A 17,585-nucleotide genomic window follows, 5' to 3' on the forward strand; every position below is an offset into this window, starting at 1 on the left:
GGAGATAGTACACAAAGTACCATCTCTGCGTGAAATGTTATTTATTAACAGACATTCTTCGTTGCCCTTTCTCTCATCCTGCCTGACTCTCATGAATTCCGCCGCCGAGCCTGGCCGTTTCGATATCGTGGCGCGCATCGCGCAATGCGTGCCGGATCTGCGTCCGGCCGAGCGCGACGTCGCCGCCCTGATTCTCGATGACCTTGCTGCCGCCGCGCGCGCAAGTATTGGCGAACTGGCGCGGCGCGCGGGCGTGAGCGTGGCGTCGGTTACGCGCTTCGCCAAGACCGTGGGTTGCCACGACGTGCGTGAACTCAAGCTGCGACTGGCCCAGGCCGCCGCCGTGGGCGAACGTTTTCTGCGCGCCTCGCCCGGCGAGGTCTCAGGCAATGGTGCAAAGAAGGACGTAGACAAGAGCAAGCGCCGCAAGGCGCGGGCGGACACCGCTTCGTCGACCAGTCTCTCGGGCGACGACTCGCCGGGCGACGAATCGCTCGCCACGCGCGTGTACGAAGAGATCCACGGCGCGCTCGCGCGCAACCACGAACTGCTGCGCCAGGCGCCGTTCGCGGACGCCGCCGCCGCGCTCGCGCAGGCACGCATGATTTACGTGTTCGGCATGGGTGGCGGTTCCAGCGCGCTCGCCGACGAAATGCGTTTTCGACTCGTGCGTCTCGGCCGTCCGGTCGCGTCGTATCAGGACAGCTTGTTGCAGCGCATGGTCGCGAGCACGCTTTCGCCCGATTGCGTGGTCGTCGCGCTTTCGGTGACCGGCCGCGTGCCCGAACTGCTCGACGCCTGCCGCATCGCGCGCGACTACGGCGCGAAGCTGATCGCACTCACCGCGCCCGCGTCGCCGCTGGCCGCGCTCGCCGACTGGCTCGTGCCGATCGTCGCGAGCGAGACCGATTTCATCTACAAGCCGTCGTCGTCGCGTTACGCGATGATGATGGCGCTCGACGTACTCGTCACCGAGCTTGCGCTGGCGCAGCCCGAGGAGAGCCGCGAATTGCTGCGCCGCATGAAGCACACGCTCGACGCGCATCGCGGCACGGCCGGGCGCGGCGGCGAGCGGCAGCCGCTCGGCGACTGAAGTTTCCCGATTGAAGTTGAACGACCACGTTTGACACACCTACGTATGGGATCGACAGGAGACCCTGACATGCATTCGCATCCCGAAGCTGCCGACACCTTGATCGTTGGCGCCATGCTTTATGACGGCACGGGCGCGCCGCCCGTCGAACGCGACGTGGCGCTGCGCGACGGACGCATCGTCGCCATCGGCAATCTGTCGAACTGGCTCGCCGAAGAAGTGGTCGAGGCCAATGGCCGCGCGCTGGCGCCTGGGTTCATCGACGTGCACACGCACGACGACACCCATGTGATCGGCTCGCCACAGATGCTGCCCAAGATCAGCCAGGGCGTGACGACGGTAATCGTCGGCAACTGCGGGATCAGTGCCTCACCGGTTTCGCTCAAGGGCGATCCGCCTGATCCGATGAATCTGCTCGGCGCGCGCGAGGCGTTCCAGTACCCGACCTTCGCGGCGTACGTGGCGGCCGTGAATGCGGCGAAGCCCGCCGTGAACGTCGGCGCGCTGGTCGGCCACACGGCGCTGCGCAACAACCATCTCGACGATCTCAAGCGCGCGGCGACTGGCGCGGAGATCAACGCGATGCGCGAGCAGCTCGAAGAAGCGCTGGCCAACGGCGCGCTCGGCCTGTCGACGGGGCTCGCTTATGGCTCGGCTTATGAGGCGTCGACGGAAGAAGTCGCCACGCTCGCCGAACCGCTCGCGCTCGCGGGCGCGCTCTACACGACGCATATGCGCACCGAATTCGATGCGATCCTCGAGGCGATGGAGGAGGCGTATCACATCGGCAAGCATGCGCGCGTGCCGGTCGTGATTTCGCATCTGAAATGCGCAGGTCCGTCGAACTGGGGGCGCAGCACGGAAGTGCTGGCGTCGCTGGATGGCGCGCGCAAGTATCAGCCGGTGGGTTGCGACTGCTATCCGTACAGCCGCAGCTCGTCGACGCTCGATCTGAAGCAGGTGACGGGCGACATCGACATCACGATCACGTGGTCGACGCCGCATCCCGAGCAGGCGGGCAAGCTCATCAAGGACATCGCCGCCGAATGGGGTGTGTCGCAGCAGGAAGCCGGCAAGCGTCTGCAACCGGCCGGCGCGGTCTATCACAACATGTCCGAGGACGACGTGCGCCGCATCCTCTCGCACCCGGCGACGATGGTGGGCTCCGATGGTCTGCCCAACGATCCGCTGCCGCATCCGCGACTGTGGGGCGCGTTTCCGCGGGTACTCGGCCATTACGCGCGCGACGCGAAGCTGCTGCCGCTCGAAGAGGCGGTGCGCAAGATGACCGGGCTGACGGCGCGGCGCTTCGGTCTCGCACAGCGCGGCGAGGTGCACGTGGGCTGGCATGCCGACCTCGTGCTGTTCGATCCCGCCACGGTGCGCGATGCGGCGACCTTCGACAAGCCGCAGCAGGTGGCTGAAGGTATCGACGCAGTGTGGGTGAACGGCGTGCTCTCATACCGCGATGGCCAGCCCACGGGCGAGCGCGCGGGCCATTTCGTCGCGCGCGGCAAGCGGGAAACCGGCACGGACGCCACGCCATTCTAGGCACTCAATTTAGACCCCGGCGCGCGGCACCTTGCTCGCGCGCCGCACGAACGCAAAGGAGCAAAAGATGAAACGAATTGGAGCGGAAGGCGGTAAGGGCCAGGGCGGGCAACACCTGCCGTTCGCGCGCGCAGTGGAAGCCGACGGCTGGCTGTATGTGTCGGGCCAGACGCCGATGGAAAACGGCGAGGTGATCAACGGCGGTATCGTTGAGCAGTCGCACAAGACCCTTCAGAATGTCTTCGCCATCCTGAAGGAAGCCGGCTACGGCGCGGAGCACGTCGTGCGTTGCGGCGTGTGGCTCGACGACGCGCGCGACTTCCAGTCCTTCAACAAGGTGTTCCGCGAATACTTCGGCGAGCATCCGCCCGCACGCGCCTGCGTGCAGTCGAGCATGGTGGTGGACTGCAAGGTCGAAGTGGATTGCATTGCGTACAAGGCGCCGGCCGGCAAGTGAGGCTGGCGTGGCGTGAAATGCGTCACGCGTTGAGAGTCTGAGAGCGGCTGCCCGGGTTATCGGGTGGCCGTTTTTTCTTGCGCATTGGCTTTGCGCGGCGGCCCTTCATGGATTCTCAGCTCGATCTTCATGCCAGCCGTTGCGGCCATGTTGACGAGCATGTCGATACCGAAGCGCCCGATCTTGCCGCGCATGAGGTCGGAGACGCGCGGTTGCGTGACGCCGAAGAGCGCCGCGGCCTGCGCCTGCGTCATCTGGTGACGCTTGATGTGCTCCTCGAGCGCAAACATCAACTGACAGCGCATTTCCATGTTCGCCGCTGCACCGGGTGTGTCCTCGATGGCGTCCCATACGTTGTCGAAGGTTTCGAACTTCATGGTTCATGCTCCTGGTTGCTTGTCGCCCGTATTGCACGATATCGCCGGGCGGCTAACGACATATCGGCAAAGGGAATCTTGTCGGTCTTCTTCTGAAAGCAATGCAGTACGTAGACTGCGTCGCGAAACGTTGCCACGTAGAGGACGCGGTACGCGTTACCTCTGTCCCGAACACGGATTTCACGCGTACCCGGCCCGACCGGATTGACCGGCTTCCAGTCGTCCGGCTCTTCTCCCCCTGCACGAGACGAATCTGCCGTCCGGCCTCTTTGCGGGCGTTGACGGGAAATGTCTGAAGATCGGCTAACGCGCTGCCGCAGAACCTCACGCGCTTTTCAAGTTTGAGGTTATACAAAATTTTATATGTCCTCCAGAGCGTTGAGCGACCCCGGCACACGCCGGGGATGACATGGCTCAAGTCTCTGGAGGGACGGGCGATCGCGCCCTCGATTCCATCAAGATCGCCGTAACGTTATCCATCCGGATAAGACTGAAATTCCCAATATATGAGCGACCCAATCACATATTGGAGATCCCGGAAAAACCGCCCTACAATCCGATCCATCCGATACGACGTGCATCGCAGTCCGCAAGATCGCAAGACCGCGCGTCGAACCCCATCGGCCAGACCTAAAGAAAAAGTCCGCAAGCGCGTCTAACGCGTGTTTTAGCGGGCCAAACCGGAGACGTTTGCCATGTTCCAGCCCGCGAAGTGCGCGGCCTCGTGCCGTCCGCCGTCCTGCGCCAAAGCGCGCCGCAGCACCCCGAACCGTGGCCCGCGCGCCGTCGTCTGACGCCGCGCGTTCATCTCCCGTTTTCCTTGATCGACACTCGCCATGAATAAAGCGATGTCCCCGAATCTCGCGGAACGCCTCGACAGCGTCGACGAACCCGTCCAGCCGCCGAAAGCCCCGCAAGCGCAACCGCCTCTGCAACCGAAAGGCCGCGCCGCCACCGACGAGATCGTCGGTCTGCCCGGCACGCTGCTCGACGGTTCGGCGCAAGCCGGCACGCAGACGCTGCTGCGCGGTCTCGCGATCCTCGAAGCCGCTGCGGCCGGCGTGCGCGATCTGCGCTCCTTCGGCGCGGTGCTCGGCACCACGCGCAGCACCACGCACCGGCTCGTGTCGAGCCTCGTGCAGGCGCGCTATCTGCGCCAGGTGCAGGGCGGCTATCTGCTCGGCCCGAAGCTGATCGAACTGGGCACCATCGCGCTCGAACAGATGCCGCTCACGGCTGTCGCCCGTACGCACCTCGAAGCCCTCGCCGACGCCACGCTCGACACGATCCACCTCGGCGTGCGCGACGGCGACGATGTGCTCTACATCGACAAGATCCCCGGCCAGCGCGGCCTCGAAATGCGCTCGCGCGTGGGGCACCGCATGCCGCTCGCCTCGACCGGCATCGGCAAGGCGATGATGCTCGACCTCACGCCGCAGTCCTGGCGCGATCTGTTCGAAGCGTCGCGGCGCACGCTGGCCGCCGTGAGTTTCCGCCCCGATCACAGCCTCGACCCCGACACCTTCATCAAGCGCATGGCCACCTACTCGGCAGGTGGCTATACCTTCGATCTGGAGGAGAACGAAATTTCGATCCGCTGCGTGGCGGCGCCGGTGCGCGACGCTTCGGGTGCGATCGTCGCGGCGCTCTCGGTGGCGAGCACGATTCCCTACATGCCGCTCGAACGCATGGACGAACTGATTCCGGTCTTGCAGCGCGAGGCGCGGGCGATTTCGCAGGAACTCGGCTGGCGCGCGCCGCAGCCCGCCACGCGCAGGATTCGCCGATGACCGGCCGCACGACAGAACAGCACATGGAACACGGCAAACCAGGTAAGGCCGCACTGATCGCGCTCGATTGGGGCACGACGTCGCTGCGCGCGTATCTCTTCGATGCGGCGGGCAAGGTGCTCGACACCCGTATGTCGACGGCGGGAATCATGAATCTGCCGGTACCGGCCGAAGAGGGCGGTTTCGACGCCGCATTCGACGAAGCGTGCGGCGTGTGGCTCGCGCAAGCGCCGTCGCTGCCCGTGCTGGCCGCGGGCATGGTGGGCAGCGCGCAGGGCTGGGTACAGGCGCCTTACGTGGAAACGCCCGCAGGCGAGGACGCGCTCGTGGCCGGCATCGTCAAGGTGCGCGCGGCATGCGGCGCCGAGATCGCCGTGGTGCCCGGCGTGCTGGAGCCAGGCGCGCTGCCCAATGTCATGCGCGGCGAGGAAACGCAGATCCTTGGCGCGATGCTCGCGCAAACCGGGAGCGCTCAGGGGCAGGGCACACCGACAGCCCAGACGGCGCTCATCGGCCTGCCGGGCACGCACGCGAAATGGGCGGTGCTGGAAGACGCGCGCATCGCGCGTTTCTATACCTTCATGACGGGCGAAGTCTACGCGGCGCTCACGGCGCACACGATTCTCGGCCGCACCATGAAGCACCCGGCCGCGCCGGACACGGCCGCGTTTCTGCGTGGCGTGACGGTGGCGCGCGAACACGGCAGCGCGGGGCTGCTCGCCACCGCGTTCAGCACACGCACGCTGGGTTTGACCGACCAACTGGCCGCCGACGAACAACCCGACTATCTCTCGGGTCTCGTGATCGGCCACGAACTCGCCGGGCTCGAAGCGGTGCTGGCGCGCCGCGACGTCGCGCTTTCTGCCTGCGCGCCGCGGCTGATCGGGGCCGATGCCTTGTGCGAGCGCTATCGGCAGGCGCTGGCGCAGTTCGGCTGCACGGGCGCCGAGATCGTGCGCGGCGCGACCGAGCGCGGCCTCTGGTGCATCGCGGTGCGCGCGGGCCTCGTCAACGCCGGCGCTTGAACAACGTCTGACAAGCCACGACTGCCAACGTCATTTACAGGACACGTACATGCAACCCGAACTGAACCTGCCCGCTCCGTACACGCCTCACGCTGGCTTCGTGGCCGCGTTCGCCGCGTGCCGGATGATCGCGATCGTGCGCGGCATCAAGCCCGCCGAGGCCGCCCAGCACGGCCGCGCGATCTACGAGGCGGGTTTCCGGATCATCGAGGTGCCGCTCAACTCGCCGTCGCCGCTCGAAAGCATCGCAGCGCTGCGCGCGACGCTGCCTGCCGACGCGATGATCGGCGCAGGCACCGTGCTGTCGACCGAGCGCGTGCGCGACGTGAAGGCCGCGGGCGGTGAACTGATCGTGATGCCGCACGCGGACACCGAGGTGATCCTTGCCGCGAAGCTGCAAGGCCTCGCTTGCGTGCCGGGCGTCGCCACGCCGACCGAAGCGTTCGCAGCGCTCAAGTGCGGCGCGGACGGCCTCAAGATGTTCCCGGCCGAGCAACTCGGCCCCGAAGTGACGAAGGCCTGGCGCGCCGTGATTCCGCCGGTCGTGCCGCTGTTGCCGGTGGGCGGCGTGAAGCCCGACAACATGGGGCCGCAACTGGCGGCGGGCGCGAGCGGCTTCGGTCTTGGCTCGGCGCTCTACAAGCCGGGCCAGGACGTGGCCGCGACGCGCGCCAACGCGCTCGCGTTTATCGCCGGCTGGCTCGAAACGGCCAGGGCGCAAGGAGTGACGGCGTGAACCGTCTGACGGGCAAGGTTGCACTCGTGACGGGCGCTGGACGCGGCATCGGCGCGGCGATCGCGCGCGCGTTTGCCGCCGAGGGCGCGGCCGTGGTGCTCGCCGAACTCGACCTCGCGACCGCGCAAGCTACGGCTCAGGAGATCGCCGCAGCGACCGGCGATGTCGGTGCGAAGGTGCTGGCCGTGCAAACCGACGTTACGCAGTCCGCCTCGGTGCAGGCCGCCGTGGAGCAAGCGCAGCGCGCGTTCGGCCCCGTCGACGTGCTCGTGAACAACGCGGGCATCAACGTATTCGCCGATCCGCTCACGATGACCGACGACGACTGGCGGCGCTGTTTCGCCGTCGATCTCGACGGCGTGTGGAACGGCTGCCGCGCCGTGCTGCCGGGCATGATCGAACGCCGCGCGGGCAGCATCGTCAACATCGCCTCGACCCACGCGTTCCAGATCATTCCGGGCTGCTTTCCGTACCCGGTCGCCAAGCATGGCGTGATTGGCCTCACGCGTGCGCTCGGCATCGAATACGCGCCGAAGAACGTGCGTGTGAACGCAATCGCGCCGGGCTATATCGAGACGCAACTGACGCACGACTGGTGGAACGCGCAACCCGACCCGGAGGCGGCGCGCCGCGCGACGCTCGAATTGCCGCCGATGAAGCGCATCGGCAAGCCGGAGGAAGTGGCGATGACTGCCGTGTTTCTCGCCTCGGATGAAGCGCCGTTCATCAACGCGAGCTGCATCACGATCGACGGCGGGCGTACCGCGCTGCATCACGAATAGCGTGAGGCGTAGAGATTTCGCAGTACCCAGGTAGTCAAGCAAGCAATAAAAAGCAGCACGAAGGCAAGACAACGCAGCAGAGACACGTCGTAAAGACAACGAAGCACTTTCGCCGCAGCGCTGGCCGCGCGCGGGCGAAGGCAGAAAAAAGCGGCCGCTACCCTTCCCGTGACTGAAGAAGACAGGAGACTGACATCATGCAACGCAGGATTTTCCTCACGCTGATCGCGGCCGCGACGACCGCCGTACTCGTTCAGGCGCCCGTCGCGCAGGCTGCCGATCCGGTGAAGATCGGCTTTCTCGTGAAGCAGCCCGAAGAGCCGTGGTTCCAGGACGAATGGAAGTTCGCCGAGATGGCCGCGAAGCAAAAGGGCTTCACGCTGGTGAAGATCGGCGCGCCGTCGGGCGAAAAGGTCATGAGCGCGATCGACAACCTTGCTGCGCAGAAGGCCCAGGGCTTCATCATCTGCACGCCTGACGTGAAGCTCGGGCCGGGCATCGTCGCCAAGGCCAAGGCCGACAAGCTCAAGATGATGACCGTCGACGACCGTCTCGTCGATGGCTCGGGCAAGCCGATCGAGTCCGTGCCGCATATGGGCATTTCCGCCTACAACATCGGCAAGCAGGTGGGCGACGGCATCGCCGCAGAGATCAAGAAGCGCGGCTGGGATATGAAGGACGTTGGCGCGATCGACGTGACCTACGAGCAACTGCCGACCGCACACGACCGCACGAGCGGCGCAACCGATGCGCTCGTGGCCGCGGGCTTCCCGAAGGCGAACATTATCGCCGCGCCGCAGGCGAAGACCGACACGGAAAACGCCTTCAACGCCGCCAATATCGCGCTGACGAAGAACCCGCAGTTCAAGCACTGGGTCGCCTACGGCCTGAACGACGAAGCCGTGCTGGGCGCCGTGCGCGCCGCAGAAGGCCGCGGCTTCAAGGCCGACAACATGATCGGCATTGGTATCGGCGGCTCGGATTCGGCGCTCAACGAGTTCAAGAAGCCGGAACCGACGGGCTTCTACGGCACCGTCATCATCAGCCCGAAGCGTCACGGCGAAGAGACTTCGGACCTGATGTACACGTGGATCACGCAAGGCAAGGAGCCGCCGGCGCTGACGCTGACGACCGGCATGCTGGCCACGCGCGACAACGTGGCCCAGGTGCGCGAGCAGATGGGCCTCGCATCGAAGTAATCACGCGGCTAGCGTGACTGGAAGTGTTTCCCGCCGCAGCGGCGGCCAGCGTGCCCATGAAGCACAGGCTGGCCGCGCGCGCGGCCTATCGAATGAGCGGGAAAGAGAGGAAACCGAAGTGTCAGCGACACTGCGTTTTGACAATATCGGCAAGGTGTTCCCCGGCGTGCGCGCGCTCGACAGCGTGTCGTTCGAGGTGAACGCCGGCGAAGTGCATGGCCTCATGGGCGAGAACGGCGCGGGCAAGTCCACGCTGCTGAAGATTCTCGGCGGCGAGTATCAGCCCGATTCGGGCCGCATTCTCGTGGACGGCAGCGAAGTGAAGTTCGCCGACGCGGCGGCTTCGATCGGCGCGGGCATCGCCGTGATTCACCAGGAACTGCAATACGTACCGGACCTCACGGTCGCGGAGAATCTGTTGCTGGGCGCACTGCCCAACGCGCTCGGCTGGGTGAAGCGTGGCGAGGCGCGCAAGTTCGTGCGCGAGCGTCTGGCCGCGATGGGCGTGGATCTCGATCCCGCCGCGAAGCTGCGCAAGCTCTCCATCGCGCAGCGGCAGATGGTGGAAATCTGCAAGGCGCTGTTGCGCAATGCGCGCGTGATTGCGCTCGACGAACCCACCAGCTCGCTCTCGCACCGCGAGACTGAAGTGCTGTTCAAGCTCGTGCGCGAACTGCGCGCCGACAATCGCGCGCTCATCTACATCTCGCATCGCATGGACGAGATCTATGAGCTGTGCAACGCCTGCACGATCTTCCGCGACGGTCGCAAGATCGCTTCGCACGAGAAGCTCGAAGAGGTGAAGCGCGAAACGCTCGTGGCGGAAATGGTGGGCCGCGAGATCAGCGACATCTACAACTATTCGCCGCGCGAGCATGGCAACGTGCGCCTCGCGGTGCGTGGCGTCGAAGGGCATCCGCTCGCGCAGCCCGCGAGTTTCGAGGTCAAGGCGGGCGAGATCGTCGGCTTTTTCGGCCTCGTGGGCGCGGGCCGCAGCGAGCTGATGCAGCTGATCTACGGCACCAACAAGCGCCGTGCGGGCGAGATCGAACTGGACGGCAAGACGATCCGCGTGAAGAGCGCAAGCGACGCGATCCGTCATGGCATCGTGCTGTGCCCCGAAGACCGCAAGGAGCAGGGGATCGTTGCGATGGCAACGGTATCGGAGAACATCAACATCAGTTGCCGCCGCCATTTCCTGCGCGCGGGCATGTTCCTCGACCGCAAGAAGGAAGCCGAAACAGCCGATCGCTTCATCAAGCTGCTGAAGATCAAGACGCCGAGCCGCCGCCAGAAGATCCGTTTTCTCTCGGGCGGCAACCAGCAGAAGGCGATTCTGTCGCGCTGGCTGGCGGAACCCGATCTGAAGGTGGTGATTCTCGACGAGCCCACGCGCGGTATCGACGTGGGCGCGAAGCACGAAATCTACAACGTCATCTATCAGCTTGCGCAGCGCGGTTGCGCGATCGTGATGGTGTCATCGGAATTGCCGGAAGTGCTGGGCGTCTCGGACCGCATCGTGGTGATGCGCGAGGGCCGCATTTCGGGCGAGTTGCCGCGCAGCGCGGCGAGCGAACATGCGGTGCTGGACCTGGCGTTGCCGCAAGGCGCGCAGCGTCGTGCCGCTTGATGGGGAAGGAGTGATGCAAATGCAACGAGACAACCTGGCGGCCGAAGCCGCAGACGCGGCCAAGAGCGTGGCGCATAGCGCCGCCGATGCGCTGATCCCGAAGTCCAGCGACAAGCAGAAGTGGTGGCAGCAGATCACGGAATACAGCCTGATCGTGATCTTTGTGGTCATGTTTGCCGTGATGTCGCTGACCGTCGATCACTTCTTCTCGATCGATAACATGCTGGGCCTCGCGTTGTCGGTCTCGCAGATCGGCATGGTGGCCTGCACGATGATGTTCTGTCTCGCCTCGCGTGACTTCGACCTCTCGGTGGGCTCGACGGTCGCATTCGCAGGCGTGCTGTGCGCGATGGTGCTCAACGCCACCAACAACACCTTCATCGCGATCGTCGCGGCGGTGGCGGCGGGCGCGGCGATCGGCTTCGTGAACGGCGCGGTGATCGCGTATCTGCGCATCAACGCGCTGATCACGACGCTGGCGACGATGGAAATCGTGCGCGGTCTTGGCTTTATCGTTTCGCACGGTCAGGCGGTGGGCGTGTCGTCGGATACCTTCATCGCGATGGGTACGATGGCTTTCTTCGGCGTGCAATTGCCGATCTGGGTCACGCTCATCTGCTTCATCGTGTTTGGCGTGATGCTCAATCAGACCGTGTACGGTCGCAACACGCTGGCGATCGGCGGCAATCCGGAAGCGTCGCGTCTCGCGGGCATCAAGGTCGAACGTACGCGCGTGTGGATCTTCCTGATCCAGGGCGCGGTGACGGCGCTCGCGGGCGTGATTCTCGCCGCGCGTATCACCTCGGGCCAGCCGAACGCGGCCGAAGGGTTCGAGCTGAACGTGATTTCCGCGTGCGTGCTGGGTGGCGTCTCGCTGCTGGGCGGGCGGGCGACGATCTCGGGCGTGGTGATTGGCGTGCTGATCATGGGTACGGTCGAGAACGTGATGAACCTGCTCAATATCGACGCGTTCTATCAGTACCTCGTGCGCGGCGCGATCCTGCTCGCGGCGGTGCTGCTCGATCAGTTGAAGAACCGCGGCGCACGCGATTAAACGATCTTCGAAGGAGCCTGAGCTTATGTCGTCCAGTGCACACTCGCACGCAAACTACGCGCGTTACCCGAGTCTCGCGGATCGCGTCGTCCTCATCACGGGCGGTGCGACCGGTATCGGCGCGTCGTTCGTCGAGCACTTCGCGGCGCAGGGCGCGCGCGTCGCCTTTTTCGATATCGACGCGAGCGCGGGCGCGGCGCTGGCCGACCAGCTTGGCGATTCGCGGCACAAGCCGTTGTTCGCGGCCGTCGATCTCACCGACATCGCCGCGCTGCGCGCCGCCATCGCCAACGTGAAGGCGGCGCTCGGGCCCATCGAAGTGCTCGTGAACAACGCCGCGAACGACAAGCGTCACACGCTAGCGGACGTCACGCCCGAATCGTTCGACGCGGGCATCGCGGTGAACGTGCGCCATCAACTGTTCGCCGCGCAGGCCGTGGCCGAGGACATGAAGGCTGCGAAGCGCGGCTCGATCATCAACCTCGGCTCGATTAGCTGGAGGCTCAAGAACAGCGACTATCCGGTCTATGTGATGAGCAAGTCTGCGGTGCAGGGGCTCACGAGCGGCCTGGCCAAGGATCTCGGCCAGTACGGCATCCGCGTGAATTCGTTGCTGCCGGGTTGGGTGATGACCGACAAGCAGCGCCGCCTGTGGCTCACCGACGAAGGACGCGAAAACATCAAGCGCGGCCAGTGCATCGACGCCGAACTGCTGCCCGAAGACCTCGCGCGCATGGCGCTTTTCCTCGCCGCCGACGACAGCCGCATGATCACGGCGCAAGAGATCGTCGTCGATGGAGGCTGGGCATGAGCGATACGCGTGGCACCGTTGCCGAACTGCTCGTCGACGCGCAGAACACGCTGGGCGAGGGCGCGACGTGGTGCTCGCACAGCGGGCGGCTCTACTGGAACGATATCGAAGGCGCGAGCCTGTCGCGCTACGATGGCGCAGACGGCTCGCATGAGACGTGGCCGATGCCCGAGCGCCTTGCATGCTTCGCGCTCTGCGAAGACCCGAACCTTCTGTTGATCGGCCTCGCCTCCCGGCTGGCATTCTTCGATCTGGAAACGGGCGAGATCACGCCTATCGTCGAGGTCGAGCCGGATCTGCCCACGCGTCTGAACGACGGCCGCTGCGACCGCCAGGGGCGCTTTGTTTTCGGCACCAAGTACGAGCGCAAGCCGTTCGAGAAGATCGGCGGTTTTTATCGGCTCAATCACGATCTCACGCTGGAGAAACTGCCGCTGCCGGTAGCGGCGATCTCGAACAGCATCGCTTTCAGCCCGGATGGCGCGACCATGTATTACGCCGATTCCTTCACGCGGGAGATTCGCGCCTGCGATTACGCGGCCGATGGAACGATTGCAAACGATCGCCTCTTTGTGCAGGTGCCGAATCACGAAGGCGAGCCGGATGGCTCGACCGTCGATGCCGAAGGCGGTCTCTGGAACGCGCAGTGGGGTGGTGAATGCGTGGTGCGTTACGGCCCGGATGGCGTGGAAACCGAGCGCGTAAAGATTCCCACGTCGCAGCCTAGCTGCGTTACGCTCGGCGGAGCGCGGCTTTCGGCGCTCTATGTGACCAGCGCGCGCGAAGGGCTGGACGATGAAGCGCTAGCGCGCGAACCCCACGCCGGCGGCGTGTTCGTGGTCCAGACGGGCCGTGAGGGATTGGCGGAACCGCTCTTTCGCGGCAGACCGCCACAGGTTTGAGAGACCGATGCATGGCCCCCAGGGCACAGCGCGCCAGCGCGAATCCGGGGCATCGGCGTTGTAGGCAGGCAACAGTCGATTAGCAGGCTATTCAGTAGTGCGTGTAGTTTTGCCAGTACGAATCACAGAAGGGCGAAGACAAGAAGCGGCGGCAACCCAACGCAGGCAGCCATTGAATACAATGCTGCCCGCCGTGTGGAAGACAAGCCGCCCGTGCGCCGCCTACCGGGGCGGCAAACATTCATGCCTCTCCAGGAGCCGCTCATGAGCGTCGCGAATTCCGCTGTGCGTCAAACTGCTCGATCCCGTAGTTCTTCTGCCGCATCCTCCGTTGCGGCTCAGCCGGCCGCTGCGACTGCGGCACCTGCAGCCGGTACGCCGGCCGCCGCGCGCCGCGCGCGGCTCGAAGCCGCCACGCATCCGGTGATCGCGGGGCCGAGTACCTCGGCGGTCGCCATCGGTGCTGCCGGAACCAGCGATGTTGCCTGCGTGACGCTCACCAACGCTTACTTGAGACTCGACGTCGCGCCCCAACTGGGCGGCGGCATCACACGTTTCGACTGGCGCAGCGAAGGCGTGCTCGAACCTGTGTTCCGGCGTTGCGAGCAGGTGAGCGCGCGCATGGACCCGAACGAACTCGCGTGCTACCCGCTGCTGCCGTATTCCAACCGGATCGGCGCGGGGCGCTTTCACTTTGGCGGCCGCGACATCGAAGTGCCGCGCAATCGTGCGGGCGAGCCGTTGCCGATTCACGGCGACGGCTGGCTCGCGCCGTGGAGCATCGAAAGCGCCGACCGCGAGAACGTGCGTCTCGTGCTCGATCACAGTGATGGCGAGCCGTATTCGTACCGCTCGGCGCTGACCTATGCGCTCGACGGTGCGACGCTCACGATCGCGCTCGAAGTGGAGAACACCGGACGAGACGCGCTGCCGTTCGGGTTGGGCGTGCATCCGTTCCTCGCGCGCGACGCCAGCACCGAGCTTTCCGCTCCCGCAAGCGGCCTGTGGCTCTCGGGCGACGACTGGCTGCCGGTGCGCCATGTGCCCGCGCCGCCCGCGTGGCAGTTCGGCGTGGCCTATCCGTTGCCGGATCAGCTCGTGAATCACGCCTTCAGCGGCTGGAGCGGGCGCGCGGCCGTGGTCTGGGAGCGCCGGCGTCTTTCGCTTTCGATCTGCGCGAACACCGACTACTACGTGCTCTACACGCCGCCGGGCGAGGACTTCTTCTGCTTCGAGCCGGTCGATCACCCGATCAACGCGGTCAATCTACGCGGCGGCGGCGACGCGAACGGCATGACGGTCCTCGCGCAGGGCGAGCGGCTCGTGCGGCGCTTTTCCTTCGCGGTCGAGCGCATGGACATGCGCGCGGCGGCGAGCCCGCATCGCGCCGGGGCACGTGGCCGTGCGGGGACGCGCGGCAGCAAGGGCGCGCGCACGCGGGCCTAGGACTTACCCGGGCGCTTCGGGGCCCGGGCCGCATTCGTCCGGCGAGCGCGCCTGGCGTTGCTGCCGCGGCGGCCCGGCCGGGCGGGTAGCAGGGGGCATTGCCTGCCAACCCGGGTAAAATACGCGCCGTTTTCCCCCATACCGGCTCTCCGCGAGCATTTCACCATGACCTCCTTCACTCAGACCCTCGGCGCCGCCTGGCTGCGCACCGGCTCGCTGCTGTGCGTCGGCCTCGACCCCGAGCCGACGAAGTTTCCGGCCGCGCTGGCCGGGCGCAGCGATGCGATTTTCGAATTCTGCCGCGACATCGTCGATGCAACGGCGCCGTACGCCAGCTCGTTCAAGCCGCAGATTGCCTACTTTGCCGCGCACCGCGCCGAAGACCAGCTCGAAGCGCTGATCGCGCACATCCACGAAAAACATCCGGGCGTGCCCGTCATTCTCGACGCCAAGCGTGGCGACATCGGCAGCACTGCCGAGCAATACGCACGCGAGGCTTTTGAGCGTTTCAAGGCGGACGCGGTGACGGTCAACCCTTATATGGGGTTCGATTCGATCGAGCCGTGGCTCGCGCACGAGGGCAAGGGCGTGATCGTGCTGTGCCGCACGTCCAACCCAGGCGGTTCGGATCTGCAGTTCCTGACGGTCGACGGCAGGCCGCTATATCAAGTCGTGGCCGATCTCGCCGCGAACAAATGGAATGCAAGCGGTGAACTGGGCCTCGTGGTGGGCGCGACGTTCCCGAAGGAAATCGAGACCGTTCGCTCGATCGTCGGCGACATGCCGTTGCTGATTCCGGGCATTGGCGCGCAAGGTGGCGACGTCGAAGCCACCGTCAAGGCCGGTCGCACCGCAAACGGCACCGGCATGCTCATCAACTCCTCGCGCGCGATCATCTACGCAAGCAAGGGCGAGGACTACGCGCAAGCGGCTGCAACGGCTGCTCAAGAAACGCGCGACCGGATCAACGCCTACCGCTGAGTGCGGCGTGAGTGGCCGGCGCTTTCAAATGGCGCGTCGGCCACGATCTAATAATTCTTAACACTCTTCGTTTTATTTAGGCGTTATCTTTTTTATCGACTCGAAAAATAAGAGTCGTCTGATACGCCCTCTCTCTTCCCCTCCGTAATATCCCTCACTCATAACGGTCAGTGTCCATGCGCGCGCCGTAGGGTCGGCTGTGTGTTCGCGAACGCGGTCTGAATTGCCATTTGTTCGTGTTTTTGACATCGAAAGTGCCGGCATTGGTATCGCCCGCATTTCAGTCCGACCCCTGTCCAACTTTTCATAACTCACGCATTACGTTGAAGGTGCCCATTCCAGCACTGAGAGCCGGCTAGTGCGGAATCGAACTCGTCCGATTGGTTCGATATGGGGGAAGGCGGACACTAGTTCATGGGAATCGAGCGCCGGCCAGCTTTGGCAGGTTGAAGGCCGCAACGACTCATCAGATCGTTGTGGTGCTTTGGGGATGAGGTATTCGGAGTCGTTCTGACTACGGTCTCAGGCGGAAATGAAACTCCGCAAAAAATTTTGTTGATCTACATAGATTATTAAGGATTGCAAATGAACAAGACGTATCGTTCGGTCTGGAACGAAGCGACGGGAACATGGGTTGCGGCTCATGAGAATGCGAAGGGACGCTCCAAGTCCTCATCGAAGAAGGCTCACGGTGTTGCATCGGCGGCCATGTCGGCGGCCGTTGCAGTCGTAGCGCTGACTTCGGCAACGGCTGCACATGCGCAGTTTTCCGCCGGCGGTGGCAAGCTCGGGCCAGCGAACGGTTCCGATGGTGTCGCGATCGGTCTGGGTGTTCTGGCGACCAATGGTTATGCAATCGGCGAGTACGCCACGACCGTCGGTTCCTACAGTATTGGCATTGGCTTGAGCGCGACGACGAACGGTGCCAATACCGTTTCAATCGGTAAAGCGAGCTATGCCTCGGGCACTGATGGCTTCGCGATGGGTAACAGCGCGCAGGCAACGGGTACGACCGGCTCCATGGCGATGGGTGGCGCGGCGATCTCGTCGAACACGAACACGACGGCGATTGGTGAATACGCAACGGCTTCGGCCGCGAGCGCAACGTCGCTCGGTACCTCATCTACCGCGTCGGGTGCAAATTCGACGGCCATTGGCGCTACCTCGAAAGCGGCGGGTACTGGCGCTGTGGCTATCGGGAATCTGGCGAACGCCTCGATCGCGAACGGCATTGCAATCGGTAACGGTTCGAGCGTTTCGACGGCAAACTCGGTGGCAATCGGCAACGGCGCGAGCACGAACGCGGCGGTTGCGGTCGGCAGCGGTGTGATCGGCGGTCAATCGTATACATACGCGGGTGCTGCGCCCGTAGGCGTGCTGAGCATTGGCTCGGCGGGCAACGAACGCCAACTCACGAACGTGGCGGCAGGCCAGATCACCTCCACGAGCACGGACGCGGTGAACGGCTCGCAGCTCTACGCTGCGGACACGCAGATCACGGCCAACACGAATAGCATCACCACGCTGCAAGGTCAGGTCACAACTATTCAAGGCCAGGTCACGACGCTGCAAGGTCAGGTTACGACCATTCAGGGGCAGGTCACCACGCTGCAAGGCGACGTGACGACCATGAAGGGTCAACTGCAAGATGCAGTGATGTACGACTCGTCGGCACACACTTCGGTGACGCTGGGCGGCTCGGGTACGACCAAGGGCATCGCGCTGCACAACGTGGCCAACGGCGTGGTGAC

17 protein-coding genes and 1 pseudogene are annotated in these 17,585 nt (G+C 64.8%); 15 read left to right on the plus strand and 3 right to left on the minus strand.

Annotation, left to right across the window (positions count from 1 at the left end; translation table 11 throughout):
• The first annotated feature begins 91 nt into the window (after positions 1-91).
• The 3 genes from U5782_RS11590 (at position 92) to U5782_RS11600 (ending at position 3,101) form a co-directional block, all read left to right on the plus strand.
• The gene (locus U5782_RS11590) at positions 92-1,093 is read left to right on the plus strand and encodes a MurR/RpiR family transcriptional regulator (protein WP_322043935.1); all 1,002 of its coding nucleotides are present in this window, start codon (positions 92-94) and stop codon (positions 1,091-1,093) included.
• Between the two features lie 69 nt (positions 1,094-1,162).
• Positions 1,163-2,644 carry a D-aminoacylase gene (locus tag U5782_RS11595; protein WP_322043936.1) on the plus strand — a complete coding sequence of 494 codons (1,482 nt, stop codon included), beginning with the start codon at positions 1,163-1,165 and terminating at the stop codon, positions 2,642-2,644.
• Positions 2,645-2,711: 67 nt separating this feature from the next.
• Positions 2,712-3,101, plus strand: coding sequence for a RidA family protein (locus U5782_RS11600; RefSeq protein WP_322043937.1), 390 nt, complete (start codon positions 2,712-2,714; stop codon positions 3,099-3,101).
• Between the two features lie 56 nt (positions 3,102-3,157).
• Here the strand turns inward: U5782_RS11600 and U5782_RS11605 are convergent, their stop codons facing one another.
• From U5782_RS11605 to U5782_RS11615, 3 genes and pseudogenes are all read right to left on the minus strand, one after another.
• On the minus strand, positions 3,158-3,478 hold the full coding sequence (locus tag U5782_RS11605) for a helix-turn-helix domain-containing protein (RefSeq protein WP_322043938.1): 321 nt from the start codon (positions 3,476-3,478) through the stop codon (positions 3,158-3,160).
• A pseudogene (locus U5782_RS11610) lies at positions 3,475-3,833 on the minus strand (type II toxin-antitoxin system RelE/ParE family toxin). The gene U5782_RS11605 and the pseudogene U5782_RS11610 overlap by 4 nt, the downstream one beginning before the upstream one ends.
• Before the next feature lie 312 nt (positions 3,834-4,145).
• On the minus strand, positions 4,146-4,286 hold the full coding sequence (locus U5782_RS11615) for a hypothetical protein (protein ID WP_322043939.1): 141 nt from the start codon (positions 4,284-4,286) through the stop codon (positions 4,146-4,148).
• A gap of 28 nt (positions 4,287-4,314) precedes the next feature.
• Here U5782_RS11615 and U5782_RS11620 point away from each other — a divergent pair, with 28 nt between their 5' ends.
• The 12 genes from U5782_RS11620 to U5782_RS11675 all read left to right on the plus strand — a co-directional run.
• Positions 4,315-5,268, plus strand: a complete 954-nt coding sequence (locus U5782_RS11620) for an IclR family transcriptional regulator (RefSeq protein WP_322043940.1) — start codon at positions 4,315-4,317, stop codon at positions 5,266-5,268.
• Positions 5,265-6,293 carry a 2-dehydro-3-deoxygalactonokinase gene (locus U5782_RS11625; RefSeq protein ID WP_322043941.1) on the plus strand — a complete coding sequence of 343 codons (1,029 nt, stop codon included), beginning with the start codon at positions 5,265-5,267 and terminating at the stop codon, positions 6,291-6,293. Before U5782_RS11620 ends, U5782_RS11625 begins: the two co-directional genes overlap by 4 nt.
• A 49-nt stretch (positions 6,294-6,342) precedes the next feature.
• The gene (locus U5782_RS11630; protein ID WP_322043942.1) at positions 6,343-7,029 is read left to right on the plus strand and encodes a 2-dehydro-3-deoxy-6-phosphogalactonate aldolase; all 687 of its coding nucleotides are present in this window, start codon (positions 6,343-6,345) and stop codon (positions 7,027-7,029) included.
• Complete coding sequence (locus U5782_RS11635; RefSeq protein ID WP_322043943.1) at positions 7,026-7,811, plus strand: SDR family oxidoreductase; 786 nt, start codon at positions 7,026-7,028, stop codon at positions 7,809-7,811. Before U5782_RS11630 ends, U5782_RS11635 begins: the two co-directional genes overlap by 4 nt.
• A gap of 197 nt (positions 7,812-8,008) precedes the next feature.
• Positions 8,009-9,010, plus strand: a complete 1,002-nt coding sequence (locus U5782_RS11640; protein WP_322043944.1) for an arabinose ABC transporter substrate-binding protein — start codon at positions 8,009-8,011, stop codon at positions 9,008-9,010.
• A 118-nt stretch (positions 9,011-9,128) separates the two neighbouring features.
• Positions 9,129-10,640, plus strand: a complete 1,512-nt coding sequence (gene araG / locus U5782_RS11645) for an L-arabinose ABC transporter ATP-binding protein AraG (protein ID WP_322043945.1) — start codon at positions 9,129-9,131, stop codon at positions 10,638-10,640.
• A 13-nt stretch (positions 10,641-10,653) separates the two neighbouring features.
• A complete protein-coding gene (araH, locus tag U5782_RS11650) occupies positions 10,654-11,694 on the plus strand; it encodes an L-arabinose ABC transporter permease AraH (RefSeq protein ID WP_322043946.1) in 1,041 nt (346 codons plus the stop codon).
• A gap of 25 nt (positions 11,695-11,719) precedes the next feature.
• Positions 11,720-12,505 carry an SDR family NAD(P)-dependent oxidoreductase gene (locus tag U5782_RS11655; protein WP_322043947.1) on the plus strand — a complete coding sequence of 262 codons (786 nt, stop codon included), beginning with the start codon at positions 11,720-11,722 and terminating at the stop codon, positions 12,503-12,505.
• Positions 12,502-13,407: an SMP-30/gluconolactonase/LRE family protein gene (locus U5782_RS11660; RefSeq protein ID WP_322043948.1), complete on the plus strand. Its 906-nt coding sequence runs from the start codon at positions 12,502-12,504 to the stop codon at positions 13,405-13,407. The genes U5782_RS11655 and U5782_RS11660 overlap by 4 nt, the downstream gene beginning before the upstream one ends.
• A 264-nt stretch (positions 13,408-13,671) precedes the next feature.
• Positions 13,672-14,853: an aldose 1-epimerase gene (locus U5782_RS11665; RefSeq protein WP_322043949.1), complete on the plus strand. Its 1,182-nt coding sequence runs from the start codon at positions 13,672-13,674 to the stop codon at positions 14,851-14,853.
• A 165-nt stretch (positions 14,854-15,018) separates the two neighbouring features.
• Complete coding sequence (gene pyrF / locus U5782_RS11670) at positions 15,019-15,834, plus strand: orotidine-5'-phosphate decarboxylase (RefSeq protein ID WP_322043950.1); 816 nt, start codon at positions 15,019-15,021, stop codon at positions 15,832-15,834.
• 585 nt (positions 15,835-16,419) lie between these two features.
• Positions 16,420-17,585: ESPR-type extended signal peptide-containing protein (locus U5782_RS11675; RefSeq protein WP_322043951.1), on the plus strand; the 1,166-nt coding region annotated here is incomplete at its 3' end.

This window comes from Paraburkholderia sp. J67 (assembly GCF_905220265.1).
Taxonomy (GTDB): domain Bacteria; phylum Pseudomonadota; class Gammaproteobacteria; order Burkholderiales; family Burkholderiaceae; genus Paraburkholderia.

Coding starts and splice junctions, on each gene's coding strand:
- U5782_RS11590 (WP_322043935.1), top strand. CDS start 92: ATGAATTCCGCCGCCGAGCCTGGCCGTTTCGATATCGTGGCGCGCATC.
- U5782_RS11595 (WP_322043936.1), top strand. CDS start 1,163: ATGCATTCGCATCCCGAAGCTGCCGACACCTTGATCGTTGGCGCCATG.
- U5782_RS11600 (WP_322043937.1), top strand. CDS start 2,712: ATGAAACGAATTGGAGCGGAAGGCGGTAAGGGCCAGGGCGGGCAACAC.
- U5782_RS11605 (WP_322043938.1), bottom strand. CDS start 3,478: ATGAAGTTCGAAACCTTCGACAACGTATGGGACGCCATCGAGGACACA.
- U5782_RS11615 (WP_322043939.1), bottom strand. CDS start 4,286: ATGAACGCGCGGCGTCAGACGACGGCGCGCGGGCCACGGTTCGGGGTG.
- U5782_RS11620 (WP_322043940.1), top strand. CDS start 4,315: ATGAATAAAGCGATGTCCCCGAATCTCGCGGAACGCCTCGACAGCGTC.
- U5782_RS11625 (WP_322043941.1), top strand. CDS start 5,265: ATGACCGGCCGCACGACAGAACAGCACATGGAACACGGCAAACCAGGT.
- U5782_RS11630 (WP_322043942.1), top strand. CDS start 6,343: ATGCAACCCGAACTGAACCTGCCCGCTCCGTACACGCCTCACGCTGGC.
- U5782_RS11640 (WP_322043944.1), top strand. CDS start 8,009: ATGCAACGCAGGATTTTCCTCACGCTGATCGCGGCCGCGACGACCGCC.
- araH (WP_322043946.1), top strand. CDS start 10,654: ATGCAAATGCAACGAGACAACCTGGCGGCCGAAGCCGCAGACGCGGCC.
- U5782_RS11655 (WP_322043947.1), top strand. CDS start 11,720: ATGTCGTCCAGTGCACACTCGCACGCAAACTACGCGCGTTACCCGAGT.
- U5782_RS11660 (WP_322043948.1), top strand. CDS start 12,502: ATGAGCGATACGCGTGGCACCGTTGCCGAACTGCTCGTCGACGCGCAG.
- U5782_RS11665 (WP_322043949.1), top strand. CDS start 13,672: ATGAGCGTCGCGAATTCCGCTGTGCGTCAAACTGCTCGATCCCGTAGT.
- pyrF (WP_322043950.1), top strand. CDS start 15,019: ATGACCTCCTTCACTCAGACCCTCGGCGCCGCCTGGCTGCGCACCGGC.